At 69.3% G+C, this 25,276-nt stretch carries 21 protein-coding genes; 12 read left to right on the top strand and 9 right to left on the bottom strand.

Features of this window, described 5'->3' with window-relative positions:
- Positions 1–100: 100 nt before the first annotated feature.
- Both Q0C41_RS12270 and Q0C41_RS12265 read left to right on the top strand, forming a co-directional pair.
- On the top strand, positions 101–1,489 hold the full coding sequence (locus tag Q0C41_RS12270; RefSeq protein ID WP_291984067.1) for a sigma-54 dependent transcriptional regulator: 1,389 nt from the start codon (positions 101–103) through the stop codon (positions 1,487–1,489).
- Positions 1,486–2,046 carry a PAS domain-containing protein gene (locus tag Q0C41_RS12265; RefSeq protein WP_291984066.1) on the top strand — a complete coding sequence of 187 codons (561 nt, stop codon included), beginning with the start codon at positions 1,486–1,488 and terminating at the stop codon, positions 2,044–2,046. The genes Q0C41_RS12270 and Q0C41_RS12265 overlap by 4 nt, the downstream gene beginning before the upstream one ends.
- 83 nt (positions 2,047–2,129) lie before the next feature.
- On the opposite strand, the gene Q0C41_RS12260 is transcribed toward Q0C41_RS12265, so the two are convergent.
- Positions 2,130–2,363 carry a hypothetical protein gene (locus Q0C41_RS12260; RefSeq protein WP_291984065.1) on the bottom strand — a complete coding sequence of 78 codons (234 nt, stop codon included), beginning with the start codon at positions 2,361–2,363 and terminating at the stop codon, positions 2,130–2,132.
- Positions 2,360–3,118 (bottom strand): BON domain-containing protein, encoded by a 759-nt coding sequence (locus Q0C41_RS12255; RefSeq protein ID WP_291984064.1) that lies wholly within the window; start codon positions 3,116–3,118, stop codon positions 2,360–2,362. Before Q0C41_RS12255 ends, Q0C41_RS12260 begins: the two co-directional genes overlap by 4 nt.
- 249 nt (positions 3,119–3,367) lie before the next feature.
- Here Q0C41_RS12255 and Q0C41_RS12250 point away from each other — a divergent pair, with 249 nt between their 5' ends.
- The 3 genes from Q0C41_RS12250 (at position 3,368) to Q0C41_RS12240 (ending at position 6,771) form a co-directional block, all read left to right on the top strand.
- Positions 3,368–3,964, top strand: a complete 597-nt coding sequence (locus tag Q0C41_RS12250) for an NAD(P)H-dependent oxidoreductase (RefSeq protein ID WP_291984063.1) — start codon at positions 3,368–3,370, stop codon at positions 3,962–3,964.
- Positions 3,964–5,862 (top strand): monovalent cation:proton antiporter-2 (CPA2) family protein, encoded by a 1,899-nt coding sequence (locus Q0C41_RS12245; protein WP_291984062.1) that lies wholly within the window; start codon positions 3,964–3,966, stop codon positions 5,860–5,862. The genes Q0C41_RS12250 and Q0C41_RS12245 overlap by 1 nt, the downstream gene beginning before the upstream one ends.
- 72 nt (positions 5,863–5,934) lie before the next feature.
- The gene (locus Q0C41_RS12240; protein WP_291984061.1) at positions 5,935–6,771 is read left to right on the top strand and encodes a Cof-type HAD-IIB family hydrolase; all 837 of its coding nucleotides are present in this window, start codon (positions 5,935–5,937) and stop codon (positions 6,769–6,771) included.
- 36 nt (positions 6,772–6,807) lie between these two features.
- On the opposite strand, the gene Q0C41_RS12235 is transcribed toward Q0C41_RS12240, so the two are convergent.
- The gene (locus tag Q0C41_RS12235; protein WP_291984060.1) at positions 6,808–7,515 is read right to left on the bottom strand and encodes an SRPBCC family protein; all 708 of its coding nucleotides are present in this window, start codon (positions 7,513–7,515) and stop codon (positions 6,808–6,810) included.
- 117 nt (positions 7,516–7,632) lie between these two features.
- Between Q0C41_RS12235 and Q0C41_RS12230 the strand changes: the two genes are divergently transcribed.
- The 3 genes from Q0C41_RS12230 to Q0C41_RS12220 all read left to right on the top strand — a co-directional run bounded on the left by Q0C41_RS12230 (position 7,633) and on the right by Q0C41_RS12220 (position 11,999).
- Positions 7,633–7,788 (top strand): lmo0937 family membrane protein, encoded by a 156-nt coding sequence (locus tag Q0C41_RS12230; protein WP_291984059.1) that lies wholly within the window; start codon positions 7,633–7,635, stop codon positions 7,786–7,788.
- Between the two features lie 357 nt (positions 7,789–8,145).
- Positions 8,146–9,918, top strand: a complete 1,773-nt coding sequence (locus tag Q0C41_RS12225; RefSeq protein ID WP_291984058.1) for an alpha-amylase family glycosyl hydrolase — start codon at positions 8,146–8,148, stop codon at positions 9,916–9,918.
- Positions 9,915–11,999: an amylo-alpha-1,6-glucosidase gene (locus Q0C41_RS12220; protein WP_291984057.1), complete on the top strand. Its 2,085-nt coding sequence runs from the start codon at positions 9,915–9,917 to the stop codon at positions 11,997–11,999. Before Q0C41_RS12225 ends, Q0C41_RS12220 begins: the two co-directional genes overlap by 4 nt.
- Here Q0C41_RS12220 and Q0C41_RS12215 read toward each other — a convergent pair.
- Positions 11,996–13,387, bottom strand: coding sequence for a sigma-54 dependent transcriptional regulator (locus Q0C41_RS12215; protein WP_291984056.1), 1,392 nt, complete (start codon positions 13,385–13,387; stop codon positions 11,996–11,998). The genes Q0C41_RS12220 and Q0C41_RS12215 overlap by 4 nt on opposite strands.
- A gap of 312 nt (positions 13,388–13,699) precedes the next feature.
- On the opposite strand from Q0C41_RS12215, the gene Q0C41_RS12210 reads away from it, so the two are divergent.
- On the top strand, positions 13,700–14,821 hold the full coding sequence (locus Q0C41_RS12210) for a glycosyltransferase (RefSeq protein WP_291984055.1): 1,122 nt from the start codon (positions 13,700–13,702) through the stop codon (positions 14,819–14,821).
- Here the strand turns inward: Q0C41_RS12210 and Q0C41_RS12205 are convergent.
- A complete protein-coding gene (locus Q0C41_RS12205; RefSeq protein WP_291984054.1) occupies positions 14,818–15,084 on the bottom strand; it encodes a hypothetical protein in 267 nt (88 codons plus the stop codon). The genes Q0C41_RS12210 and Q0C41_RS12205 overlap by 4 nt on opposite strands.
- 848 nt (positions 15,085–15,932) lie before the next feature.
- Here Q0C41_RS12205 and Q0C41_RS12200 point away from each other — a divergent pair.
- The 3 genes from Q0C41_RS12200 to Q0C41_RS12190 are packed head-to-tail and all read left to right on the top strand — an operon-like array spanning position 15,933 to position 20,327.
- A complete protein-coding gene (locus Q0C41_RS12200) occupies positions 15,933–17,228 on the top strand; it encodes a BamA/TamA family outer membrane protein (protein WP_291984053.1) in 1,296 nt (431 codons plus the stop codon).
- A gap of 1 nt (position 17,229) precedes the next feature.
- A complete protein-coding gene (locus tag Q0C41_RS12195; RefSeq protein WP_291984052.1) occupies positions 17,230–18,948 on the top strand; it encodes a hypothetical protein in 1,719 nt (572 codons plus the stop codon).
- A complete protein-coding gene (locus tag Q0C41_RS12190) occupies positions 18,945–20,327 on the top strand; it encodes an Npt1/Npt2 family nucleotide transporter (RefSeq protein WP_291984051.1) in 1,383 nt (460 codons plus the stop codon). The genes Q0C41_RS12195 and Q0C41_RS12190 overlap by 4 nt, the downstream gene beginning before the upstream one ends.
- On the opposite strand, the gene Q0C41_RS12185 is transcribed toward Q0C41_RS12190, so the two are convergent.
- From Q0C41_RS12185 to Q0C41_RS12170, 4 genes are all read right to left on the bottom strand, one after another.
- The gene (locus Q0C41_RS12185; protein WP_291984050.1) at positions 20,251–22,470 is read right to left on the bottom strand and encodes a hypothetical protein; all 2,220 of its coding nucleotides are present in this window, start codon (positions 22,468–22,470) and stop codon (positions 20,251–20,253) included. The genes Q0C41_RS12190 and Q0C41_RS12185 overlap by 77 nt on opposite strands.
- An 18-nt stretch (positions 22,471–22,488) precedes the next feature.
- Complete coding sequence (locus Q0C41_RS12180) at positions 22,489–24,108, bottom strand: serine/threonine-protein kinase (RefSeq protein WP_291984049.1); 1,620 nt, start codon at positions 24,106–24,108, stop codon at positions 22,489–22,491.
- A 194-nt stretch (positions 24,109–24,302) separates the two neighbouring features.
- On the bottom strand, positions 24,303–24,809 hold the full coding sequence (locus tag Q0C41_RS12175; protein WP_291984048.1) for a DUF937 domain-containing protein: 507 nt from the start codon (positions 24,807–24,809) through the stop codon (positions 24,303–24,305).
- Between the two features lie 179 nt (positions 24,810–24,988).
- Positions 24,989–25,147 (bottom strand): hypothetical protein, encoded by a 159-nt coding sequence (locus Q0C41_RS12170; RefSeq protein ID WP_291984047.1) that lies wholly within the window; start codon positions 25,145–25,147, stop codon positions 24,989–24,991.
- Between the last annotated feature and the right edge of the window lie 129 nt (positions 25,148–25,276).

Raw genomic sequence — 25,276 nt, 5'->3', positions numbered from 1 at the left:
GGCGAGGAATGGCTCGACTACACTGTGTTCAATAAATGAACACCACAGGGTCAGACCCTGGCGATGGGCACCGCTGACCCGCTGCCCCAGGACCACCCGCATGAACGCTCGCGACACCATGCCGGCCGCCCGCATCCTCCACGTCGATGACCAGCCCGAGAGCCACGAGTGGCTCAAGCTGGCTCTCGAGCGCAAGCAGTACGAGGTGACCGTGGCGACCGACGGCCAGTCGGCCCTGTCCTCCTTCACGACGCACCGCCCGGACGTCGTGCTGCTCGATCACGAGCTGCCCGATCAGAGTGGTCTCGAAGTCCTGCGCCATCTCAAGAATGCCGACCCGCTGGTCGAAGTGGTGATGCTCACGGGGCACGGCAGCGTGTCGCTGGCCGTCGAAGCCATGCGCGAAGGCGCCTTCAACTTCGTCGAGAAGCCCGTCGAGTTCGCCGTGCTCGAGGCGGTCCTCGACAAGGCGCTCGCCCATCGCAACCTGCACGCCGAGGCAGCGCGCCTCCGCATGAGCCACGAGCGGCGGGACGGACTCGGACGGCTCGTCGGCACCTCGCCGGCGATGCGGCGGCTGTTCGACCTCATCACGCTGGTGGCGCCGACCGATGCGTCGGTCCTCATTCGCGGCGAGAACGGCACGGGCAAGGAACTGGTCGCCGACGCCGTCCACGAGCGCAGTCCGCGCATCAACGGTCCGATCATCAAGATCAACTGCGGGGCCATTCCGGGCGAGCTGTTCGAGTCCGAGCTGTTCGGCCACAAGCGGGGCGCCTTCACGGGGGCGCTGGCCGACAAGCGCGGCCTGATCGAGTCGGCCGATCGCGGCACGCTGTTCCTCGACGAGATCGGCGAGATGCCAGCCAACGCGCAGGTGAAGCTGCTGCGCGTGCTTCAGGAAAAGCAGGTGCGGCGCCTTGGTGAGACGCGCATGACGACGCCGGATTTCCGTCTGATCTGCGCCACCAACTCCCGCCTCGAGACCCTCATGGCCGACAACCGGTTCCGCGAGGATCTCTTCTTCCGCATCAACACCGTCGTCCTCGACATCCCGCCCCTGCGCGAACGGCGTGAGGACATCCCGGTGCTCGCCCAGTTGTTCCTGCAGCGGTACGCCGAGAAGTACGAGCGCGAGGTCGTGCGCTATCACCCGTCCGTGCTGCAGCGCCTGCTGAAGCATGTGTGGCGCGGCAACGTCCGCGAACTCGAGCACGTGGTCGAGCACGCGGTGATCGTGGCCACGGGCCGGGAGATTCAGTTGCGTCACCTGCCCGAGACGTTCCGATCCGGATCGACCGTCGACGACACGAGCCCGCTCTGCACGCTCGAGGACGTCGAGCGCGCCGCCATCGTCCGCACCCTCGCGTACACACGGGGCAACAAGCGGGCGGCGGCCGACATCCTCGGCGTGTATCGACCGACGCTGTACGCCAAGATGCGCAAGTACGGCCTGATGGCGCCGCAGGAAGAAGTGGCCACAGCATGAACGCGTCCGTCGATCTCGGTCTCAACCCGTTGTGTCAGCGCACCCTGGATCATCTCTCCGCACTGGTGCGCATCTGGACTCCGGAAGAGGGCGTGGTGTACGTCAACCGCGCGTGGCGCGACCTCACGGGCACCACGCTGGATCAGAACGCGGGAGAACGGTGGCTCTCGCAGGTGTACGAGGAGGATCGCGCCGCAGTGCTGCTGGCGCTCGGGTCCGCGGCTGGCGCGGCGAGTTCCGACTATCGCCTGGTGGCGAAGGATGGCACCGCCGTACCGGTCCGCGACACGGCGTCGGTCAGTCTCGACGAACGGTCCGGACAGCTCGCAGGGGTCGTGCACACCGTCACGCGTCGCGACGACACCGGGCAGGCTGATCCCAGACCGGCCATGTCGAAGTGGGCGCACGAATTACGTGGCCCGCTCAACGCCATCCTGGGGTGGTCCGACCTGCTCGGCCATGGCGACAGTGACAGCGACGTCGTCCAGCGCGGTCTCAAGGCCATCGCCAACAACGCCCGACAACAGGCGGCCATCATCAAGCGGATGACCGAGTAGCGACGGACCACGGAACGAGAAAGGGGCGGGCCTCAGCGGCCCGCCCCTTCGTGCTTCACCTTGCCGCGTCGAAGCGGGCAAGGCTAGTGAATCGTCGAGCCGCCCCAGTTCGACAGTGCACCTTCCGCGCGATCGATCTCGTCGAGTCGACGTTCCACGTCGACGCGCGACCAGCCGAACCGCTCCTGGATGTGCCCGACGAAACGGTCGCGCTGGCCCTCGAAGCGGTCCAGATCCGCGTCGCTGAGCTCACTCCAGGTCTGTTTGATGCGGCCCCGCAATGTCTTCCAGCGGGCATCCGCCGTGTCTCGGGTCAATCCTGACTCCTCGGACGCACCGTCATCTGGTCGACGACGCTGGCGACCCCTTCGGTCTCGCGGGCAATGCGCAGCACCCGATCGCGCAGCGCTGCCGACGGCACGTCGCCCGTGATGGTGACGACGTTCTTGTTCACCTTCACATCGACGTCGACCTGCTCCAGGGCGTCATCGGCGTTGATCTTGCCGGCGATCTTGCTGGTGATCCAGGTCTCGTCGATCTTCTCTGGCACGCCGGTGACGGCATCACGCGTCTTCTCCGCACCCGTGACCACCGCGTCCTTGGTCGCGGCGGCCGCCTTGCCAATCGCGCTGCCGGTCTTGTCGAGCGCGTCACCGGTCTTCTCGGCGGCGACTTCGGTCGAGTCCTTGACGTCACCCGCCAGGACCGAGCCCTTCGTGCCCTCACGGGCCGGGGCGCCAGCCAGGCGAAGCGCAATCTGGTTGTCGACCGTCTTCACGCCCTTCACCCGCTTGACGAGACGCTCGGCGGCCTGCCGCTGCGCGGCGTTCGAGACCTGTCCCTCGAGGATCACGCGAGTGCCCTCGACCTTGACGTCGATGTCAGCCGCCGCGAGGCTCTTGTTGGCCGCCAACGCCTTCTCGACCCGCTCGGCCAGGTCTGTCGACGCGTCCTGCGCGCCAGACTGGTGAATGACGACCTCGGTGACGGTCCCGCTGGCCAGCGCTGGCGTGCCGGCGATCATGGCGGCCCCGAGCACGAGGCCGAGGCACGGAATGAAGTTCCGACTCATCAGCTTCTCCTTTTCTGCCGGACGACGGCCCGGCGTTCATGCCCTCTTCCGTAGCAAGGCCCGGACCATCGGCCGCGCACCCGCCTGGGCCTCGGAGGAGACGCGCCACCATCGGGATTCACTGAGGTTTCAGGCCATTCCTGCGGCTGTGCTGGCGCGGACTCCCCCACCGCGACCAACCGGTGCTGTTCCAGATGACTACACCCTGCAGCATGGGTCTCGGCGCGTCCTTGCTATGATTCCGCCCTCATGCCACGCGTGCTGGTGCTCTTCGCGCACCCCGCTTACGAGAAATCGCGCCTCAATCGACGCCTGCTGGAGGCCATCCGTGGGCTCGACGACGTCACGATTCACGACCTCTACGAGGCCTATCCCGACTTCCAGATCGATGTGGCGGCCGAGCAGGCTCGGCTGGTCGCCCACGACGTCATCGTCGTCCAGCACCCGTTCTACTGGTACAGCGCACCAGCCCTGGCGAAGGAGTATCTGGACCTCGTCCTCGAACACGGGTTCGCCTACGGCTCCACCGGGCACGCGCTGGACGGCAAGGTGCTCCTCAACGCGACCACCACGGGCGGACCGGAGGCGGCCTACCAGGTCGGCGGCCGGAATCGGTACACGATGCGACAGTTGCTGGCGCCCTTCGATCAGACGGCGTACCTGTGTCGGATGCGGTACCTGGCGCCGTTCGTCGTGCACGGCGCCCTTCGCCTGGACCCGGACACGGGCTGCACCGAGGCGCAGCGGCAGTACAGGTCCCTGGTGATGGCGCTGCGCGACGGCGCGCTGGACCTCGACCGCGCCGCCGCGGCCGAACGCATCAACGATCTGGTGGGAGGAGCCTGATGCACGACAACGTCCTGCTGCAGGCGTTCATCTATCTGGCCGCGGCGGTCGCGGCCGTCCCGCTCGCGCGGCGCCTCGGGATGGGCGCCGTCCTGGGCTACCTGTTGGCGGGCATCGCCATCGGCCCCTTCGGTCTGCACCTCGTGCCCGACGGCAGCGAGGACGTGTTGCACGCGGCAGAGTTCGGCGTCGTGATGATGCTGTTCCTGATCGGCCTCGAGCTCCGGCCGTCCATGCTGTGGCGCATGCGGGTGGCGGTGCTCGGCCTCGGCGGGGCCCAGATCCTCGGCACCGCGGCGCTCGCGGCCATCATGGCCATCGTCGTCGGCAGCGGCTGGAAGCCGGCGGTGGCCACGGGTCTGATCCTGGCGATGTCTTCGACCGCGATCGTCCTGCAGAGTCTGGCCGAGGCGGGACGACTGCGGACCGACGCCGGTCAGCGGGTCTTCTCGATCCTGCTCGCCCAGGACATCGCGGTCATTCCGATTCTGGCGGTGCTCCCACTGCTGGCGACGTACGCCGTGTCGTCGGGCGCGGGTGAGGCCCACGGCGTGGCCACGCTCCCGGGGTGGCAGCAGGCACTCGCCGTGCTGGCGGCCGTCGGCGCCATCGTCGGCGCAGGGCGCTACCTCCTGCGCCCGGTGTTTCGCGCCATCGCGCGGACGCACCTGCGGGAAGTCTTCACGGCGACCGCGCTCCTGCTCGTCGTGGGGATTGCCCTCCTGATGCAGGTGGTCGGCCTGAGTCCGGCGCTCGGCACGTTCCTGGCCGGCGTGGTCCTGGCCGACAGCGAATACCGGCACGAGCTCGAAGGCGACATCGAGCCCTTCAAGGGGCTGCTGCTCGGTCTGTTCTTCATCTCGGTCGGCGCCGGCATCGACTTCCTGCTCGTGGCGCGCACCCCGGGCACGATTCTGGGCCTGGTCGTCGGCGTCCTGGCCCTGAAGGGCCTCGTGCTCTACGCGGTGGCGCGCACGTTCCGCAGCACCCATGCCGACGGCCTGTTCGTGGCCACGGCTCTGTGTCAGGTCGGGGAGTTCGCCTTCGTGCTGCTGGCGCTGGCGCGCACGAGCGGCGTGCTGACCGATGGCGAGAGCGGCCGGCTCGTGGCCGTGGTGGCGCTGTCCATGCTCGCCACGCCACTGCTGCTCCTTGCGTACACGCGCTTCCTGGAACCGCGGCTGGCGGCGCCTGCCGTGACGCGACCGGCTGACGAGGTCGCCGACGCCCATGCGCCGGTCATCGTCGCCGGCTTCGGGCGCGTGGGCAGCACCATCGGGCGCCTGTTGCGCGCCAGTGGCGTCGGGACGACCGTGCTCGACCTCGACGGGGACCGGATCGAATTGCTGAGGCGCCTGGGCCTCGAGGCCTACTACGGCGATGCGACACGCCTGGAGTTGCTGACGGCGGCCGGGGCCGCGACGGCGAAGGTGCTGGTGCTGGCGGTGGACGACTTCAGCGTCACCCAGCGCCTGATCGAGGTGGCACGCCGGCACTTCCCGCATCTCGCGCTGGTGGTGCGGGTCCCCGACCGGGCGGAGGCCTACGTGCTGATCAACGATGGCGTCACGGACGTCCACCGCGAGACCACGGGCACCGCCTGCGACATGGGCTTTGCCACGCTGCGCGCGCTGGGCTATCGGGCCTTCCAGGCACGGCGGGCCGTGCAGGCGTTCCGCGCCCACGACGAGCAGGGGGTGCGGGTGCTTGCCGGCAGCTCGGGCGACGAGGCGTCGTATGTGCGTGCGGCTCGGGCTCGGATCGCCGAAACGGAACAGCTCATCGCCGCGCTGGATTTCGTCGATCGCCACTTCGATCTCGCGTGGGACAACACGACGCTGAGGGACGAGGCCGAGTCGCGTACCGAACTGGACGCCGCGATCGACGCGACTCGCTGACGGCCGCGCCAGCCCGGCGGCGGGGGACGTCGCGCGTGCGGCGTTCGGCGTGGGGCACCTTATGATCGAGTGATGCTCGCCCGTCCCGACTTCCCCTATCGGCTCGCCGCCATCGACATCGACGACACGCTCGTCGGGCCCGACAAGCAGGTCAGCCGCGAGAATCGCGCGGCCATCGATCGCCTGCAGGCCGCGGGGTGCCGGGTGGTGCTGGCGTCGGGTCGCGAGCATCACAGCATGGCGATCTATCAGCAGCGCCTCGGGCTGGATGACTTCGTCGTGGCCAACCAGGGGGCGTTGGTGATGCATCCCTCGACCGGGGAGCAGATCTGGCGGCGGCCGGTGACGCCGGCGCTCGCCGCCCGCCTGCTGGAGCGCGGACGCGCCGAGGGGTTCGACGTCCTGCTGGCGACCGACGAGGGCTTCGTCGCCAGTCCGACCAGTCCCTGGGTCGTCCACAACTTCGCCGAGCGCGATGGCACCCTGCGCGTCCACGCGCGAGACCTGGACGACGAGGTGACGCGAGCGCCCCTGAAGGTCCTGTGGTACGGCCAGACCGCCGACGTCCACGCCTTCAGCCGGTCGATGACCACCGAACTCGGCGCCAGTGCGGAAGTGGTGATCACCACCGAGCACCTGCTCGAGTTCAATGCGCCGGACGCCACCAAGGCCACGGGCGTGGCGGCGGTCGCCCGGCACTACGGCATCGCGCAGAGCGAGGTCCTCGCGTTCGGCGACAGTCACAACGATGTGCCCATGCTGCGCTGGGCCGGACTGGGCGTGGCGATGCCGCACGCGCTGGCCGAGGCGCACGCGGCCGCCGACCTCAGTGCACCAGAGGCGGATCCCAACTGCGCGCTGGCCGTGGCGATCGACCTGCTGCTCGCGGGAGACACGGTCTCCCGCTGAGCGGCGCGGGCGCCCCGTGAGCCCAGGCGCCGCCCATCAGAACGGCTGGTGCACGGCGTGTGTACTCGCCGGCACCGTCATCCCGACGTCGTCGCGTCGCTCCAGCAGGTCACGCAACCGCTGCAGGTCCTCGCGCACCTGCGCGTGCAGATCCGAACCGAACAGGGACGCGACCCGCCGCCCGAGTTCCCCTCCCGGTGGCGCGTACTGGAAGTGCACCGACAGCTGCGTCTGCTCGCTGCCGAGTGGGCGGAAGATGACGCTGCCCGCACTGACCACGTCGGCGGGCGCCGAGCTCTTCCACGAGATCAGCGCGTTGGTCTCGTCGGTCAGGATGTCCGCATCCCATTCGAAGCGCAGGTGACCGGGCCCGCGCATCACCCAGTGGGACCGCCGGCTGTCCAGCACATCCACGCGTTCGATGTGTCTGAGGAACTTCGCGAGATTGGCCAGGTCGCGCCAGAACCGGTAGACGTCGGCGACGGGGCGTCGAATCGTGAGGGTTTCACGCACGTGGATGCCGGCCGACCCGCCCAGCCGCTGTCGCGTGTCCGAGCGCGCCTCGGGATCGCCGACCACGGCGTGCTTCACGGGGCAGGTGCCGCTCATGCCCCGAGCAAGCAACCCCGCGCCGATCCACTGACGAGTTCGCCGCCCCATCGGCCGCCTCGCCTCCAGGTACAACAGCCCGGCCCCAGCCGCCACCGATCCGATTCGCTCCCATCGTCCCAGATTCATACGCATGCGGACGCTCCTTTCGCAGTCATGCCGGTGTCCCTTGCAAGATTCCGCACAGGCGGCACCGGCCGCGCGGCGCGACGGAATGGCGCTTGCAGCAGGGGAGCCAGGAGGTACATGCACATGCTCTGGACTCTGGCGTTGATTCTGTTCGTGTTGTGGCTGATCGGAACGGTGAGTGCGTACACGATGGGCGGCCTGATTCACGCGCTGCTCGTACTGGCCCTCATCCTCGTCGTGCTGAATCTCTTCACGGGAACGAGGCGGGCAGCGCTCTGACGGCCCGGGAGCCTTCAGCACGCCGCGACACCTCGAGACCGAGGGCGCTGCGGGCCGAAGGCTGGAGGCTCCCCTGCGTGCCCGGGCCGCGCGCGTCCGTGGTTCCTACAGGGTGCCGTATGACCCTACACACGCGCCAGGGTGAGGGACGCGCAGCGCGCGGACCTGAGCGCTCCTGCGGGTGAGGTGCGCGGGCATGAGGCTTGCGATGCCGGCGGCATGGCCGAGTCTCCTCTGGCGGCACCGGAACCTTCCGCATTCGCATCGTCTCTCTTCGTCCGTCGGTGTCCCGCAGGAGCCGAACTCGCATCCGCCATCACCGTCCACGTGCGTGTGTGGGCGCCCGACCATGCGCGCGTGTCCGTGCGCATCGACGGTCGGGATCACCCCCTGGCCCGTGACGTGCACGGCTACCACGCCGCGCTCGTCGACGGGCACGCGGGCAGTCGCTATGGGTTCCTGCTCGGGCGCGACCCCAAGGTCTACCCCGACCCCGCTTCCCGCTCTCAGCCTGACGGTCCGCACGGTCTCTCCGAGGTCATCGATCCCGACGCCTTCGCCTGGACCGACGGCTCCTGGCGAGGCGCAACCAGCGACCCGGTCATCTACGAACTCCATCTCGGTACGTTCACGCCCGAAGGCACGCTCGACGCCGCGGGCGGACAGCTGGCGGCGCTCGCCGACCTGGGCATCTCGGTGCTCCAGGTCATGCCGGTGGCCGACATGCCCGGCGCGTTCGGCTGGGGCTACGACGGCGTCGGCCTCTACGCCCCGTCCCGTCTCTACGGTCGTCCCGACGACCTGCGGCGGTTCGTCGACCGCGCGCACGCCGTCGGCCTCGCCGTCATCCTCGACGTGGTCTACAACCACGTCGGACCGGATGGCAACTACCTGCGCGCGTTCGCCGCCGACTACTTCACGACCCGCTACGACAACGAGTGGGGAGACGCCCTCAACTTCGACGGACCGACCTCTGGTCCCGTCCGTGACTGGATTCTCGGCAACGTCGCGTACTGGATTCGCGAGTTCCACGTCGACGGGCTCCGACTCGACGCCACGCAGCAGATCTTCGACGCGTCCGACGAGCACCTGATCGCGGCCATCACCAGAACGGCGCGCGAGGCGGCCGGTGCGCGCACGGTGCTGGTCACGGCCGAGAACGAGCCCCAGCACGCCCGACTCGTCACACCGACCGCGCGCGGCGGCTATGGGCTCGATGCGATCTACAACGAGGACTTCCACCACAGCACGCGGATGGCCCTCGTCGGCACGCACGAGGCCTACTTCAGCGACTATCGCGGCGACGCGAGCGAATGGCTCGCCTGCGCGCGATGGGGCGTGCTCTTCCAGGGACAGCACTATGCGTGGCAGAAGCAGCCCCGCGGCACGCCGGGCCTCCGCCTGCCGAGAAGCACCTGCATCCACTTTCTCGAGAATCACGACCAGGTCGCCAACACCGATCGCGGCCGTCGCCTGGTCGATCTCGCCAGGCCGGCCGATCTCCGCGCGATGACCGCGCTGCTCCTGCTGCTGCCGGCCACGCCGATGCTCTTTCAGGGGCAGGAGTTCGGCTCGCGCCGGCCCTTCGTCTACTTCGCCGATCACGACTCGCCGCTGCGCGAGGCCGTCCGCGCTGGTCGACAGGAGTTCCTCGGGCAGTTCCACCGCCTGCGCGATCCGGATGTCCAGGCCTTCCAGGCCCCGCCGCACGATCGTGACGCCTGGCAGCACTGCCAGTTGCAGCGCGACCCGCGCGATCGCGCCCAGATCGAATGGCGATCCCTGCACCACGACCTGCTGACGCTGCGCCGGCGACGGCCGCGCGTCGACGGCGCGCACGTGCTCGACGGCGCCGCGCCAGACGCCACGCTGCTCCTGCTGCGCTACTTCGGCGACCACGACGAGGATTGGCTGCTGCTGCTCAACAGCGGTCCAGATCGCGACGTAGCGTCGCTCTCCGAACCCCTGATCGCCCCGCCCGACGGGCGCGCGTGGCAAGCCCTCTGGTCCAGCGAAGCGCCCCGCTATGGCGGACAGGGCACGATGTCGTGGTCGCCGGGCCACTGGCCCCTGCCTGGCCATGCGTGCGTCGTGCTCCGCGCCACCCCGTCCGAGGATCTCGACGCATGAGTCGTCCATCAGTCAGCCCGCTCCACGACCCACTCGCCGAACTCGCCCCACTCGTCCGGCGGACGCGCTTCGCCGCCGCAGAGCCGCCCACACTCGAGGAACACGGCAGCCGCGAGTGGCTCGTGACCAATGGTTTGGGCGGCTACGCGTCTGGAACGGTGATCGGCGCCCTCACCCGCCGCTTCCACGGCCTGCTGGTGGCGGCACTGCCATCCCCGCTCGGGCGGATGATGCTGCTCACCCATCTCGAGGAGCGACTCACCTTCCGCGACGGCGCCCGTGACTGGCTCGGCCTGCACGGGACGACCGGACAGCTCGCGCAAGCGGACGCGGGTCGGCACCTCGAGGAGTTCCGCCTCGAAGCCGGGCTTCCGGTCTGGCGCTATGTCGTGAATGGCGCCGTCATCGAGAAGACGCTGCTGATGCCACACGGGCAGAACACGGTGCACGTGACCTACCGGCTGCTCGCGGGCCCGCGCCGGGTGCGGCTCTCGCTGCGGCCGATGGTGGGCTTCCGCCCGCATGAGGCTCCGGTGGATCGCTCACCCGTCGACGGTTACACCGTCAGCGCCCGCGGCCAGCGCATCGAGGTGACCGCGGAGGAGCAGCAGCCGCCGCTGCGACTCGTGCTCCATGCCGCCAGTGGCGGCTTCGTCTTCGACGATCAAGCCATTCGGGACGTCCGGTACCTGGTCGAGGAACGGCGCGGCTACGACTACGCCGGCCCCCTGTGGAGCCCGGGACGCTTCAGAACCGATCTGACGCGCGGCGCCGCCGTGACGGTGATGGCGTCGGCAGAACCCTGGGACATCCTTGCCGCGGTCAACCCGGACGAGGCGCGAACGATGGAACGGGCGCGGCGCGCCCGCCTGCTGGGCCTTGCCGATCCGGCCGTCCGCACGGGCGTCGGGGCCGAGCTCGTGCTCGCCGCCGACCAGTTCCTGATGACGCCGATCTCACGCACGCACGATCAGGTACGCGCCGAGGCCGGGGGCGGCCGCGCCCGCTCGGTCGTGGCCGGCTACCACTGGTTCACCGACTGGGGCCGAGACACGATGATTTCGCTCGAGGGCCTCACGCTGTGCACCGGCCGTGTCACCGAGGCGCGCGACATCCTGCGCACCTTCGCGTACCACGTGCGTGACGGGCTGATCCCCAACATGTTTCCCGAAGGGGGTCAGGAAGGCCTCTACCACACGGCGGATGCCACGCTCTGGTTCTTTCACGCCATCGATCGCTATCTCCGCCGCACCAACGACGACCTGCTGCTGCGCGAGTTGCTGCCCACCCTGCGTCGCATCGTCGCGGCACACCGCGAGGGGACGCGCTTCGGCATCGGGGTCGACCCGGCCGACGGGCTGCTGCGCCAGGGCGCCGACGGCTACCAGCTCACCTGGATGGACGCCAAGGTCGACGGCTGGGTGGTCACGCCACGCCGCGGCAAGGCCGTCGAGATCAATGCCCTGTGGTACAACGCCGTCCGGCTGCTCGCATCGTGGCTGCGCAGTGGCGGCGACGAGGACGAGGCCAACACGCTCGAGGCGCATGCGGCGCACGTGCGCGCCTCGTTCAACGCGCGCTTCTGGAATCCCGAGGCGGGGCACCTGTTCGACGTCATCGATGGCGAGGCCGGCGCCGATGCCGCCTGCCGGCCGAACCAGTTGTTCGCCATGAGCCTGCGCCACCCCGTCCTCGACTCGCAGCATTGGGACGACGTGCTCGAGGCCGTTCGACGCGACCTGCTGACGCCCGTGGGGCTGCGCTCGCTGTCGCCAGCCCATCCCGACTACAAGCGACAGTACTTCGGCGACCTCAGGACGCGCGATGCGGCCTATCACCAGGGCACGGTGTGGAGTTGGTTGATCGGGCCCTTCGTCGATGCGTGGCTGGCGCGGCATCCCGACGACCGGGCCGGCGCCCGCCGCTTCATCGAGCCCTGCCTCGCGCACCTCGACGAGGGGTGCATTGGGTCGGTGAGCGAGATCTTCGACGCCGAGCCGCCGTACGCGCCACGCGGCTGCATCGCCCAGGCCTGGGGCGTCGCCGAATGGCTGCGGGTCTGGGCCCGCACCGCGGACTAGGCCTCGTCGTCGGACAGCACCGGCTCGGCGCGCCAGAGGCCATAGCGGCGCAGCTTGTTGTACAGCGTCGGCCGATGGATGCCGAGCAGGGCCGCCGCCGCCCGCTTGTTCCCTCGAGTCCGCTCCAGGGTCTGGACGATGGCGAATCGTTCGATCTCGTCGAGCGACTGTCCGATCGGCATCGTCCCGGGGCGGGGGGCCGCCGTCGCGAGCCGCACCGTGTCGGGCAGATCTTCGACTCGAATCTCCGGCCCGTGACACAGGATGACCGCCCGCTCGATGACGTGTTCGAGCTCACGGACATTGCCGGGCCAGGTGTGCCGCTCCAGGGTCCTCAGGGCCGCCGCTTCGATCCCGCTCACGGGACGACGATGGCGCTCGGCGGACTGCACGAGGAACCTGACGGCCAGCAGCGCAATGTCCCCTTCCCGTTCGCGCAGGGCTGGCAGCCTGAGCACGATGGTGTTCAGGCGAAAGAAGAGGTCCTCGCGCAGCACGCCGCTGCGCACGGCGTCGTCCGGGTTGACGTTGGTCGAGCAGATCACGCGGACATCCGCCTGCTGACTCGTCGTGCCGCCCACCGGACGGAACTCGCGCTCCTGCAGCACGCGCAGCAGCTTGACCTGCAACGACAATGGCATCTCGGCGATCTCGTCGAACAGCACGGAGCCGCCCTCGGCCACTTCGAGCAGGCCCTTCTTGTCGGCAATCGCGCCCGTGAAGGAACCGCGCCGGTAGCCGAACAGCTCGGACTCGAGCAGATCGGCGGGAATGGCGGCGCAGTTCAGCCGGATGAACGGGTTGGACGCTCGAAGACTGTGAGCGTGCAGCGCCGACGCCATGAGTTCCTTGCCCGTGCCGTTCTCGCCGACGATCAGCACGTTGGCATCGGTGGGCGCGGCCGCGCGCGCCAGGCGAAAGGCATCGCGCATGCCCTGCGCGCGGGAGACGAGCGCTCCGAAGCCTTCCACCCCGGGTTCGAGCTCGTCGCGGGGTGTGCCATCACGGGCAGCGGTCTTCTTCGCGAGGGCCCGTTGCAGGTGGCCGGCCAGCACCGTCAGGTCGACGGGCTTCTCGAGCAGCGTGTGCGCCCCCTCGCCCAGCACCTCGACGGCAGACGCCACCGTGGCATGGCGCGTGACGACAATCACCGGCACGTGGGCCAGCACGCCGCGACTGTGGCGGAACCACTCGAGTCCCGACTGGTCGGGCAGCACCAGTTCCAGCAACACGACGTGCGGGCGCCACAGCCGCAACTGCACCCCGGCGCTGGCGCCATCACGGACGAGACGGACCGCATAGCCCTGGGACTGCAGCCCCGTGACCAGCGCATCGTCGTCTGGCACCTCGGGGTCGACGACGAGCAAGCGCGTGAGCGGACGCGTCACGTGGCGGCTCCATGGGTGGACACACCGTGGCGCCTGCAAGCGATGTACCGCGGCACGACACACCGGGACAACGAATCGTCGTCCTGTACCTCGTGCGAACAAGCGTCGTGGATCGCGACGCAGCGCGGCTGCGCTGGGTGCGAATGGACGCACGCCTCCGGCGCTGGCGACATGGCCGTCTTCGGTATGCGCATTGCAGGCAGCGATGTCCGGTCCACGCTTCCCCCGGCAGCGTCACTGCAGCGTCACATCGGACGCGCCTGTGCCCGGTCGTCCGCGGATGGGCTGGAGCCGCGCCTCAAGGAGGCACGCATGCTGAGCAAGTGCCATGTCGTGGTGATCGGGCTGGCCATCAGCTCCTCGTGGGGCAACGGACACGCGACCATCTACCGCAGCCTGCTGGGTGCCCTCGGTCGGCGGGGCCATCACGTGCTCTTTCTCGAGCGCGACGACCCGGGCTACGCCGCGCACCGCGACCTGCGGGACTGGGACAGCGTGCGCGTCGCCTTCTACGGCTCGGTCCAGGAGCTCGGACAGCGCTATCGATCCGCCATCCAGGGCGCCGACGTCGTGATCGTCGGCTCCGGCATCGCAGAGGGCCAGGACGTGCTGGACTGGGCGCGCCGCCATACGCGAGGGGTGCTGATGTTCTATGACATCGACACGCCGAGGACCCTGCAGCGCCTCGAGACCGGCGAGTCCTGCGCCTACCTGCGCCGCGACCAGTTGCCGATGCTGGACACCATGCTGTCGTTCTCTGCCGGCACGGCGCTCGAGCGTCTGGTCGCCCTCGGCGCGCCGCGGGCACGGTCGCTCTGCTGCTCGGTCGACCCGGGCGTCCATCTGCCGGTGAACGAAGAGACGCGGTGGGATCTGGGCTACCTCGGCACCTATGCGCCTGACCGGCAGCCGGCCCTCGGGCGCCTGCTGCTCGATGTGGCGTCCCAGCGCGCGAGTGCGCGCTTCGCGGTGGCCGGGCCGCTGTACCCGGACACCATCACCTGGCCGACGAACGTGGAGCGGGTCGAGCATCTCCCACCCCAGGCGCACGCCGCCTTCTACTGCGGCCAACGCTTCACGTTGAACCTCACACGCACCGAGACGCGGCGACTGGGCCACTCGCCGAGCGTCCGCCTCTTCGAAGCGGCAGCGTGCGGGTCGGCCATCATCAGCGATGCCTGCGAGGGGCTCGAGGCGTTCTTCGAGCCCTACGTCGAGATCCTGCCGGCCACCGATGCCAGGGACATCGAGCAGTATCTCGACCTGTCTGAAGGAGAACGCCGCACGATCGGTCGGCGCGCGCGCAGCCGTGTGATGGCGTCCCATACCTCAGAGCACAGGGCCCTGGAGCTGGAGGCGTATGTGGCCGAGGCGATGGGGGTGAGCGAGCTGGCACGCGCGCGCGGCGCGGCGCGTGCCCCGGCCGCGCTCTAGGCCTCGAGTTCTTCCTCCTCGTCCTCGTCATCCTCTTCGTCGTCGTCCTCGAGGTCCTCGTCCTCGTCGAGGACCTCGACATCGTCGTCGTCCTCCTCATCGTCCTCGTCGTCGTCCTCGTCGACGTCGTCGTCCTCCAGGTCGTCTTCGGCTTCGGCCATCGCGTACGACGCGGAGGCTGGCGCGGCGGGCATCGGCGACGCCGACGCGGCGTATCCGAGGAAATCGAGGGGAATCAGGGGCAGGTCGAACGTCGCGGTCATGGCGTACTCCTCGGAAGGGAAAGAAAGGTGGCCCGACCTGTGTCGGGCGCCGGGACAGGCGCGATGCAAGGACGTTGCCCGGTCGCCGGGGCGGCAGCCGCCGCGCACTTCGAGCAGGGCGCACCTGCGCGGGGCGCACCAAGATGGAGGTGGAGCGTTCAGGGTGTAGCGAATCACCGGGCAGGTCTTGCCGACGTGGACCAGCAACTCGCGAGGTGGGGCCAACGAGGAACGGCCCGACGCGCAGGGACGCGCATCGGGCCGTGAAGAGATTCTGACTCCTTCCCGCGTGTGTGACGGTCAGGGTCTTGCTGACGACGGACGCCATTGACGATGGCAGCCGCCAGGAGGCGCGAAGGCCTCGGTGTCTCGGTGTCCGGCGTCAGCGTGACCGGCGGGCCGTGAGGTGCTGGTTCGGTGGAGTGTCCTGGTCCATGTGCCTCCTCAGTCGTGGTGCACTGCGCGTGACCCGGTCCGTCGTTCGGCGCGCCGCATGTCGTGGTCGGCAGAAGCCGGATGGGCTGGGCCCATGAAAACGATGGCTACCCGAACGCCCGGACCGCTGGAACGGCTGGCCCGACCGACGTCATCCTCGACGCCCGCCGAGCCCGTGGTGGAAAGGTGGATCTCCCTCAGCCATGTTCTCCTGCTTTCTCCGGTGAGTCCCGGTGAAACGGTGGAACCGCGCTGTCTGTGGTCACCGTACGCCCGCACCTCCGTCCCCGCAAGATCGCCGGACATCACGGGATGCACATATCGATCTGCACACCTCGCCCAGTGAATCCGCGCGTGTTTCGATCACGGATGAGTAGGCACGCCCCCTCGTCTTCTGCTGTAATGGGGCCTTCATGACGCCTGCGATGGCGAGCCTGCCGCCCATGGAATCCACCGCCGGGACTCGCCCGCGCCAGCGTTGGAGGGTGGCCCTCGGCATCGCCGCGGCCCTCCTCCTGGGCCTCCTCGTGACGCCGTCCCCCCTGGCGGCACAGGACGCCCCCTCCACGCGTGCCGGCGCGGCGGAAGCGGCGCGGCGGGCCAAGGCGGCGGCCCTCGCGGAGGCGCCGCCCCCCAATCGGGTCGAGCGCACCTTCAGCTTCATCGAAGAGTCGCGCCTCTTCGGGCGGGTGTTCAACCCAGCACGGGGCTGGTTCGCCCAGGTCGGCGGCGTCGGTGAAGGGAACGGGTTCACCCTGGGCGGCGGGTACCGCCAGCCCACGCCGCTCGGCGTCCTCACCGTCCGCGGCCTCGGATCCTTGCGTGAGTCCCATCTGCTGGGCGTCGACTTCACACGCGCGTTCCTGCCGCGGGACGCCGGGTTCATCACCGCGAGCGTCACGCGCCGGCACGAGGCCGTGCAGCGCTACTACGGGGAGGGGCCGGACACCTCCTTCGACGACCGTACGAGTTTCGGGCTGTCGGCGACGCAGGTCGACCTCACGGCCGGCGTTCGCGTGACGCGGTGGCTGACCGGGACGGCGGGTGTCGGCTTCGCGAATCCGGACATCAAGGCATCGTCGGAGGCCAGTCGTGTGCCGGGGACGCAGGGGGTCCACGACGACAGGAGCGCGCCAGGCCTCACCTTCCAGCCGGAGTACGTGATCTCGCATCTCGGCGTCGTCATCGACACGCGCGACACCGCCAATCCACGCCGCGGTGGGCTCTACCAGGCACAGGTCCGGCGTTTCGACGACCGCGACGGCGGCGCGTACAGCTTCACCGACACGCGGATCGAACTGCAGCAGTTCATCCCGTTCTGGAATCTCAGTCGCGTGCTCGCCCTGCGGGTGCTGGCGCAGCATGCCGACGGGCTCGGCCAGGCCCAGGTGCCCTTCTACCTGATGCCGACGCTCGGCGGCGCGCGCAGCCTGCGCGGCTACGACCGCCAGCGCTTTCGTGACCGGAGCCAGTTGCTGATCTCGGCCGAGTACCGCTACGAGGTCAACCCGTTTCTCATGGCCGCGGTGTTCTACGACGCCGGGCAGGTCGCGGCGGACTGGTCGGCCTTCCACATCAAGGATCTGCGCGATGCGTACGGGATCGGTTTCCGTTTCGGCTACAGCAACGCCGTCGCCCTGCGCGCCGACGTGGCGTTCGGCGGCGAGGATCCGGTGCGCCTGATCGTCGGCTTCAGCACGAGTTTCTGACATGCTCTCCGTGCGTGTGCCGCTCCGCTTCGCGCTGTCCCGCCGGTCGCTACTGGGGACCGTCCTCCTGTGTGTCGCGCTGCTTGCCGGTGACGTCGCCTCGCGTCGGGCCGGCGCACACGGCCAGGCCGCCACGCAGCCGCTGCGCGTGCACTTCGAGCCCGACGATCCGCTCTGGGTCGATGCCGACATGCTCGTCGACGCCAGCGGCGTGGCGCCGCAGGAGCTGAGCCAGTCCTACGACTTCCTGGAGAACACGTTCGCGCTCAAGGGCGACCAGCGCGACGTGCGCGCCATGAACGTCAACACGCTGGACGAGGTCCCCGACTCCAGCTGGTTCACCAACCGCATCGGGCATCGCCCGATCGACGACGGCGCGCTGGTGCGCGGCCCCAACTCCCTGCCCGCCCTGCAGGCCAGCGGCTGGACCATCGTCGCCGGCAAGAACACGGGCTTGCAGCCCGGGTTCCGCGCCGTCATCACCGGCGCCAACGACTCGCAGCTCTATCAGCTCGAGTTCGACCCTCCGGGGTACCCCCATCTGGCCACCGGCGCCGAGATGATCGGCACGCTGCTCTATCACGCGCTGGGCTACCACGTCGTCGAGAACTACATCGTCTACGTCGACGTCGACACGCTCACGATCGACCCGAAGGCGACCTACCGCGATCGTGACGGGCGCAAGCAGCCGTTCACCCGCGACACGCTCGATCGCCTGCTGTGGCGCGCGGCGCGCAGCAACGATGGCACCTACCGGGCGCTGGCCAGCCGCTTTGCCCCGGGCAAGCCGGCGGGCCAGTTCCGCTACAACGGCACCAGGCCCGACGACCCCAACGACATCTACCCGCACGAGCATCGTCGCGAACTGCGGGCCGCGCGCGTCTTCGCCGCCTGGGTCAACCACGACGACTCGCGCGCGAACAACACGCTGGACATGATCGAAGGCGACGGCGGCCAGTCGGCCGTGCGCCACTACATGTTCGACTTCGGATCGATCATGGGCAGCGGCACCACCGGTCCCGATACGGCCCGTTCGGGTCGGGCCTACCTGATCGACGGGCCGATGGCGTGGCGCGTCCTGCGGACGTTCGGCCTCTGGGCGCCGTCGTGGGCGCGGCGCCACATCCTGCCCTACCATCCGTCGGTCGGTCCCTACACGGCCGATGGCTTCGAGCCGGAAGAATGGCGCGCCGAATACCCCAATGCCGCCTTCCTCAACATGCGGGCCGACGACGCCTTCTGGGGCGCCAGGCGCGTGGCGGCCTTCACCGATGCGCAGTTGCAGTTGCTGGCGGCGCAGGGTCGCTACAGTGACCCGGCCGCGACCGCGCAGGTCGCGCAGGCCCTGATCGGCCGCCGCGACCGGATTGCGAAGGCGTGGCTCACCGGCGTCACGCCACTGGTCTCCCCGTCGCTGGAGGGCGGTCGCCTCCGATTCGCCAACGCCGCGGTCGACGCCCGCGTGGCCACGGCCCCGACGAGCTATGTCGTACAGTGGCAGCGTTTCGACAACGAGACGGGTCGTCATGCCCATGTCGGCCCGCCCATCACCACGTCCACGCCAGAGGCGCCGATGCCCGAGGAACTCGCCCAGGATCCTTTCGTGTCGGCTGACGTCCACGTCGTGCACCCGCAGTATCGCCACTGGAGCGCGCCGGTGGCGTTCTACTTCCGCCGCGACGCCGAGGGCTGGACACCCGTCGGGCTGATTCGCCGATGAACGATCCACGCACCCTGGTCAGCCATCCGGAGCTGCGCTCCCACCAGTCGTTCCCGCACTTCAAGACCGTCGGCGAGGCGCCTCGGAGTCGTCTCGAACGCGCCCTCTCCTACTTTGCCGACGTGCGCGCCGGCGAGGGGCCCGGCGTGGTCATGCTCGCCGTCACGATCTTCCTGCTGCTGGCCGGCTACTACCTGCTGAAGACGGCGCGCGAGGCGCTGATCCTCACCGAGGGTGGCGCAGAGGTGAAGGCCTATTCGTCGGCGGCACAGGCCCTGCTGCTGCTCGCCGTCGTGCCGGCCTACAGCTGGCTGGCGTCGCGCGTGGCCCGCGTGCCGCTGATGGGCATCACCTCGGCGTTCTTCGTCGCCAACCTGCTGCTGTTCGCGGGGGTGCGCGGCGCCGGTGCACAGGTCGGCATCGTGTTCTACGTCTGGCTCGGCATCTACAACGTCTTCGTGATTTCCCAGTTCTGGGCCTTCACGAACGATCTGTACACCGAAGGCCAGGGCCGCCGCCTGTTCCCCTTCATCGGGGTCGGCAGTTCGCTCGGCGCGTGGATTGGCGCGGAGGCGGCCGCCGCGCTGGTGAAGCGGACGACATCCGATCCGAGCACGCTGATGGTGGTGGCGGCCGTCCTGCTCGCCGTCTGCTTCGGCCTGATCATGCTCGTGAACCGCCGCGAAGTGGGCCGCACCGACGCCGTCGGCCGCCAGCAGAGCGATGCGCCGATCACGGGGCCCAACGGGTTCGCGCTGGTCATGTCCGACCGCTACCTGCTGCTCATCGCCGGGCTGATGGTGCTGCTCAACATCGTCAACACCTCCGGCGAGTTCCTGCTCAGCAAGCTGGTGGTCGGCGAGGCGATGCAGCAGTTTGCCAGCGACGGCCAGCTGGCGGAGCGCCAGCGGTTCATCGGCGGGTTCTACGGAACCTTCTTCGGGCGGGTCAACCTGCTCGGTCTGCTGCTGCAGCTGTTCGTCACCTCACGCATCCTCAGGACCATGGGGGTGCGCGGCGCGCTGTTCATCCTGCCGGTGCTGGCGATCGTCAACTACTCGGTCATTGCGGTGGCGCCGGTGCTGGCCGTGGTCAGCGTCCTGAAGGTGCTCGAGAACAGCACCGACTACTCCATCCAGAACACGGTCAAGCAGGCGCTGTTCCTGCCGACCACACGCGAGGCCAAGTACAAGGCCAAGGCCGCCATCGACACGTTCTTCATGCGCCTCGGCGACGTGACGCAGGCGGGCATCGTCCGACTCGGGACACACCTGGGTGCGGGTGTCGGCGCCTTCGCCTGGCTCAACGTCGCCCTGACGGTGGGTTGGCTGGTGGTGGCGGGTCAGCTGGCTCGCGAGCATCGACGACGGACGGTGTGACCTGCCGGGTCAGCTGCTCCAGCAGTCCATCCTGGGAGCGGAGCAGGTCCTCGAGGGCCGTCGTCGAGGACGGCGCGCTGGTGCTCTGCCCGACGCCGGCATCGAGGATGTCCCACAGTCGGGTGCGCACCGTCTCGGGCAGCACCCCGGTGAGATACTCCAGCGCCAGCCCGCGCAGCATCGGGTCCTCGCTGTGGACGACCCGGAACGCCACCTTGATCGGCTCGCGCGGCAGCACGGTGACCAGCAGCGAGAACACGTGCTCGAGGCTGCGGTTGGCGCGGTCGCGCAGGTGATCGTCGAGGAACATCACGGCGTCCGAGCTCTCGAACTGATCGAGCAGCCGGTGCCCGTTCCACACCGGACGTGCCACCGACAACTCGCGTTCGACGATGTGGAAGATGCGAGGGGCGTCGACCCGCAACGACGGGTCGGCGACGAGCAGGCGGTCCATCGCCCGGCTGCACTGGTAGCGCACCTCGAAGCGGGAGTCCGACAAACCGAGGTTCAGGCCATCGAGCGTGCGCTGTGACGGCGCGCTGATGAGGATGCGGGGGATCCGCCGACGAATCGCGAAGTCGGTCGCTCCGTCGAGCAGCGCGTCGACGAGCAGGCCGACATGGCGGTCGGCCGTCCGCTCGAGTGCGCGTCGCACCTGCGCCGTGACGTCGTCCCAGGCGAGCAGTTGCAGCGTCTGCGCCACGTGCATGGCCTCGAAGCGCGGCGCCGACTCGAGGGCGACGATGACGCGGTCGCGATCGCCCGTGCGCAGTTGGCGCAGCAGGTCCAGGGGTTCGTCGAGCAGGACCTGCACCGGCACATGCTCGCGGTGGCCGGGCCTGACGTCCTCGAGGGCGACCGGCGGCTCGACCACCGGCACCTCGAGGCTGTGCAGCGTGAGGCCCCCGAAGTCGCCGATGCCCATGATCCCGTCGGCCGACGCCTGATCGATGAGCCGCTGCTCGATGCTGCGCAGGTACATCGAGTCGAGGCGCTCGCCGATCCAGATGCTGACGGCGGCCATCAGCAGCACCACGCCGAGCATCTCGTTGACGAGGAACATCGGGCCCGTCAGCAGCAGCAGTTGCACGATGCCAGCGCCGAGGGCGTCACCGGCACGATCGCAGGCCACGTCCAGGAAGGTCTTGACCCGACGTTTCTCCTGCGGCGACATGGCCGAGAAGAGCAGCTCGTAGCCGTTGCGGAACACCGACCCGCGGAGGACCGACTCCGTCCCTCGGGCCACCGCGAATACGGCGGTCGTGGGAAACAGCAGCGAGGCCACGGTGCTCACACCCAGCCCGATCGGCAGCATCGTGACGGACCGTCCGACTCCCAGGCGACGCTGGAGGGGTCCGGCCAGCACGGCCTGAAACAGGAACGTCGCCACCTGCACCACGGTGTAGAAGATGGCGAAGAACTGCAGCAGGTGGCCGCCGCTGTACTCGGTGGCGGCGCGCGACTTCAACAGGTAGTCGACGATGGCGGCGCTGGCGGTGCCGAGCACGACGAGCAGCGCGATCTCCTTCACCTGCGGCGACGTCCGCAGCATCTGGCGGCCGAACAGCGGTTCTGGCGGCGGCGCCTGCCCCTGCTCGCGCAGCGACTCGCACATCGGCCACAGGCCGACCGCGCACACGGCATGCAACCCCGCCAGCATCAGCAGCGAGGCGTCGGCCGAGGCCCACGCGCCCACGCGCTCCAGCGTCAGCCCACCGACGATGCCGCCGAGCGACCCGGCCGAGGCGATCCGCACGAACTGGGCCCGGGCCGAGTGGGGATCGAACAACTCGCTGGTGAGCGACCAGAAGCCCGAGAGCAGCAACGCGCCGAACGCCGCGATGTGGATGTAGACGACGATGGGGATGACGGCGCCGGCTCCGAACCAGACCCACTCGGCGACGTGGGCGATGGCGCTGACCGCGAAGCCGAGCGGCACGAGGCGCCTCGGCCCGAGCCACGCGAGCAGGCGCGAGTAGACCGGCACCGCCAGCACCGACAGGACGGCCGCGAAGATGACCATCTTCGGCAGCTCGGTGACCGGCAGGGCCTCGAGGAAGAGGGCGTCACGGACGGCCTTGCCCGCGACCTGATGCGCGAGCATGACGGCCGATACCGCCATGGCCATGCGTGCGAGGGACACGGTGTACACGGCCGACGCTCAGCGCACCAGCACGGGCGACGGCCGCGCCTGGTCGTCGGCGTCGACCGCGGGGCGGCGGTGGGTGGAGGACGGCGGCAGATGAGTGCGCCACCAGGCCTCCGCGTCCTCACTGCACCACTGCTTGGCGTCGACGCAGGCATCGAGCAGCCGGATCAGGGCCCGCGCGCTGGCCGGACGGTCGGCTGGCGCCTTGGCGAGACACCGGAGCACGACGGCTTCGAGGTCGGGCGCGATCGGCAGTTCCGTGCGCTCGGAGGGCGGCACCGGCGCCTTCTGCACGTGCGCGACGGCCATGGCGGTCGGGCTGGTCTCGGTGAACACCAGCGATCCGGTCAGCAGGTAGTAGGCGACGCACCCGAGCGTGTAGAGGTCGGCACGGCCATCGATGCGCTCCTCCCCCATCGCAATCTCCGGGGCGATGTACCCGGGTGTCCCGGCCGAGACGCCCTCGACCGTCAGGTGCGTGAAGTCCTCGGCCTGCGTCGGCTTGACGAGCCCGAAGTCGAGCACCTTGACGAAGTCGTGCTGCAGGGCCACCTTGCACGCCATGATGTTGGACGGCTTGAGGTCGCGATGGACGAGCCCGCGCGCATGCGCTTCCTCGAGCGACAGACAGACCTGCCGCATCAGGTGGATGACACGCGAGCCCGGCTGCGGGCCGAACGTCTGCACGAGTTTCTGCAGACTGACGCCGTCGAGCAGTTCCATCACGAAATAGAAGTGCCCTTCCCGTGACGTGCCGAAATCATAGAGGTAGACCGTGTGCGGGCTCTGCAGGTCGGCCGTGACGCGGGCCTCCCGCTCGAAGCGACGCACGGCGACGTCGGCCTGCCTGGCCGAGGCGCCCTCGACGAGTTCGGGGCGGATGATCTTGATGGCGGCTTCGCGCGCCAGCATCTTGTGCCGCGCCCGCCACACCTCGCCCATGCCGCCCCGACCGATCAACGACTCCAGGTGGTAGCTGCCGAGATCCTGGGCCTTCTGGGCGGCGACTTCCATCCCGTGCATCCGCCGGGCGATGAAGAACGCCCAGAGCGCCGCCAGGTAGTTGACGAACGTCCACGCGAACAGCCGGTTCAACGGCAGGGGCGTGAGGTCCAGCCGGGAGACGTTGATGAAGTAGGCGACGGGCCACGTGGTGGCCGCCAGCAGGGCCACCGTCAGCGTGATGACCGGCGTGTTGGGTACCAGGAACCCGACGATCACGATCCAGATGGCGAGGTTGGAGCCCCCCCGCACCACCGCATTCGGGTCGAACGGGAGGCTGGTCTCGATGGTCGAGATGTAGAACGCGACGATCAGCTCGAACACCATCCCCAACTGCAGGATGGTGGCCGGGGGCACGACGCGGTACTGCTGGAGGGCAATCAACCCGGCCGCGCCGAGGACGTTGGCCAGCATCGCCAGGGCATTGACCGGGTCCTGCTGCACCGGGATGACCTCCGGCTGCACGACGCGCTGGAAGGCGAAGGTCAGGACCGTGGTGACCGCGGCCAGCAGCGACACCCAGCACAGGCGCCGGGACGCCTGGGTGATCAGGCGTGGCGACAGCTGCGTGTCGTGGTCCGTCGGGCCGGCTGTCATCTGCCCCGGCGTGGCTCGAACGATGTCCTGCATGGCGACTCGGTGGCCCAACCGCATCCATGATGCCTGAATGCCCGACCGGACCCCGGGCGTCCGGGCGGGCACGCAAGTGGGTACTTGCGTTCCATGGATAGCACATACGTGCCTCGTCTGCCGTCGGTTCTTGGCGGACGAGGCCGGTGGCCCCAGGCGCACGCCCCCGGGAGCCACGCCGGGCGCGGGCGCCCTCACTTCATGTACTTGCCCATCATCCCCATCAGGTCGTCGACGACATTGCCGTCCTTGTTGCCGTCGAGCATGGGCGTCAGCATGTCGAGCAACCCGCCCCCGGACGGCGCGACCTGGGCCTGCCCGGCCTGCGCCGCCCCGCCACTGAACGCCCCCTTGGCCAGCGCGCCCATCACCATGGTCGCCAGCATCGGCAGCATCGCCTTGAGGATGTCGGGGCCGATGCCCGTCTGCGCCGAGGCCCGGGCCGCCACCTCCCGGCTGACGTCCTTGCTGCCGAAGATCTGCCCCAGGATGCTGTTGCCGTCCTGGGCGCCCAACAACCCCTCGAGGCCCGTGCCCGTGCCCGTGCCCGCGGAGGCACTCCGCTGGAAGCCCGCCGCCACGGTGGGCAGCAGGGCGTCCATCGCCGACTTGGCCTGGGCCGGGTCGAGGCCGAACTGGCGGCTGACCTGATCGATGGCGGCGCCGTTGTTGGCGCCGAGAAGCTGTTCGAGCAAACTCATGGGTGTCTCCGGGACGAGAGGCCTGCAGGGCGCGCCATTGCGCCGACCGTGATTGTGTGTGAAGACAGACGCCGACCGTGGCACCGGCGGTGCCAATCGACTCGCCGGCGGGCTCGCCTTGGGACAGCTTGCCGCGGGCCCGTCGACGATGATAGACACGCGCGGCCGGCCGGACGGGCTCAGCCGAGCACGAACAGACCGACCACGAAGATGCTCGCCAGCAGCACGAAGAGCGCGAGCCACGCGAGCGCGATGACGCGCTCCTCGGCCGGGGTCGGCTCGCTGATGCCAATGGTCATGTGAATGACGCGAACGAGACGCACGAGCGGGCCGAGCATGCGCCATTGAGTACCACGAACCAGGCACCCGCCCTGGCCAGGAATCCGAACCACATGCTGCATACACGACTGTTTGCCACCGTCAGCCCGCGCGTGTCGCTCGCCGGCCTGCTGCTCCTGACCGGCTGC

It is taken from the genome of Luteitalea sp. (assembly GCF_022842525.1).
Taxonomy (GTDB): domain Bacteria; phylum Acidobacteriota; class Vicinamibacteria; order Vicinamibacterales; family Vicinamibacteraceae; genus Luteitalea.
This window is presented reverse-complemented; position numbering and strand designations above follow the sequence as displayed.

Bases quoted from the DNA above. Each gene is read 5' to 3' on its own strand.
- Q0C41_RS12230 (WP_291984059.1), top strand. From the start codon at position 7,633: ATGCTCTGGACTCTGGCGTTGATTCTGTTCGTGTTGTGGCTGATCGGA.
- Q0C41_RS12180 (WP_291984049.1), bottom strand. From the start codon at position 24,108: ATGCAGGACATCGTTCGAGCCACGCCGGGGCAGATGACAGCCGGCCCG.
- Q0C41_RS12245 (WP_291984062.1), top strand. From the start codon at position 3,964: ATGCACGACAACGTCCTGCTGCAGGCGTTCATCTATCTGGCCGCGGCG.
- Q0C41_RS12210 (WP_291984055.1), top strand. From the start codon at position 13,700: ATGCTGAGCAAGTGCCATGTCGTGGTGATCGGGCTGGCCATCAGCTCC.
- Q0C41_RS12270 (WP_291984067.1), top strand. From the start codon at position 101: ATGAACGCTCGCGACACCATGCCGGCCGCCCGCATCCTCCACGTCGAT.
- Q0C41_RS12235 (WP_291984060.1), bottom strand. From the start codon at position 7,515: ATGCGTATGAATCTGGGACGATGGGAGCGAATCGGATCGGTGGCGGCT.
- Q0C41_RS12175 (WP_291984048.1), bottom strand. From the start codon at position 24,809: ATGAGTTTGCTCGAACAGCTTCTCGGCGCCAACAACGGCGCCGCCATC.
- Q0C41_RS12205 (WP_291984054.1), bottom strand. From the start codon at position 15,084: ATGACCGCGACGTTCGACCTGCCCCTGATTCCCCTCGATTTCCTCGGA.
- Q0C41_RS12220 (WP_291984057.1), top strand. From the start codon at position 9,915: ATGAGTCGTCCATCAGTCAGCCCGCTCCACGACCCACTCGCCGAACTC.
- Q0C41_RS12195 (WP_291984052.1), top strand. From the start codon at position 17,230: ATGCTCTCCGTGCGTGTGCCGCTCCGCTTCGCGCTGTCCCGCCGGTCG.
- Q0C41_RS12250 (WP_291984063.1), top strand. From the start codon at position 3,368: ATGCCACGCGTGCTGGTGCTCTTCGCGCACCCCGCTTACGAGAAATCG.
- Q0C41_RS12190 (WP_291984051.1), top strand. From the start codon at position 18,945: ATGAACGATCCACGCACCCTGGTCAGCCATCCGGAGCTGCGCTCCCAC.
- Q0C41_RS12170 (WP_291984047.1), bottom strand. From the start codon at position 25,147: ATGCTCGGCCCGCTCGTGCGTCTCGTTCGCGTCATTCACATGACCATT.
- Q0C41_RS12255 (WP_291984064.1), bottom strand. From the start codon at position 3,118: ATGAGTCGGAACTTCATTCCGTGCCTCGGCCTCGTGCTCGGGGCCGCC.
- Q0C41_RS12265 (WP_291984066.1), top strand. From the start codon at position 1,486: ATGAACGCGTCCGTCGATCTCGGTCTCAACCCGTTGTGTCAGCGCACC.
- Q0C41_RS12240 (WP_291984061.1), top strand. From the start codon at position 5,935: ATGCTCGCCCGTCCCGACTTCCCCTATCGGCTCGCCGCCATCGACATC.
- Q0C41_RS12200 (WP_291984053.1), top strand. From the start codon at position 15,933: ATGACGCCTGCGATGGCGAGCCTGCCGCCCATGGAATCCACCGCCGGG.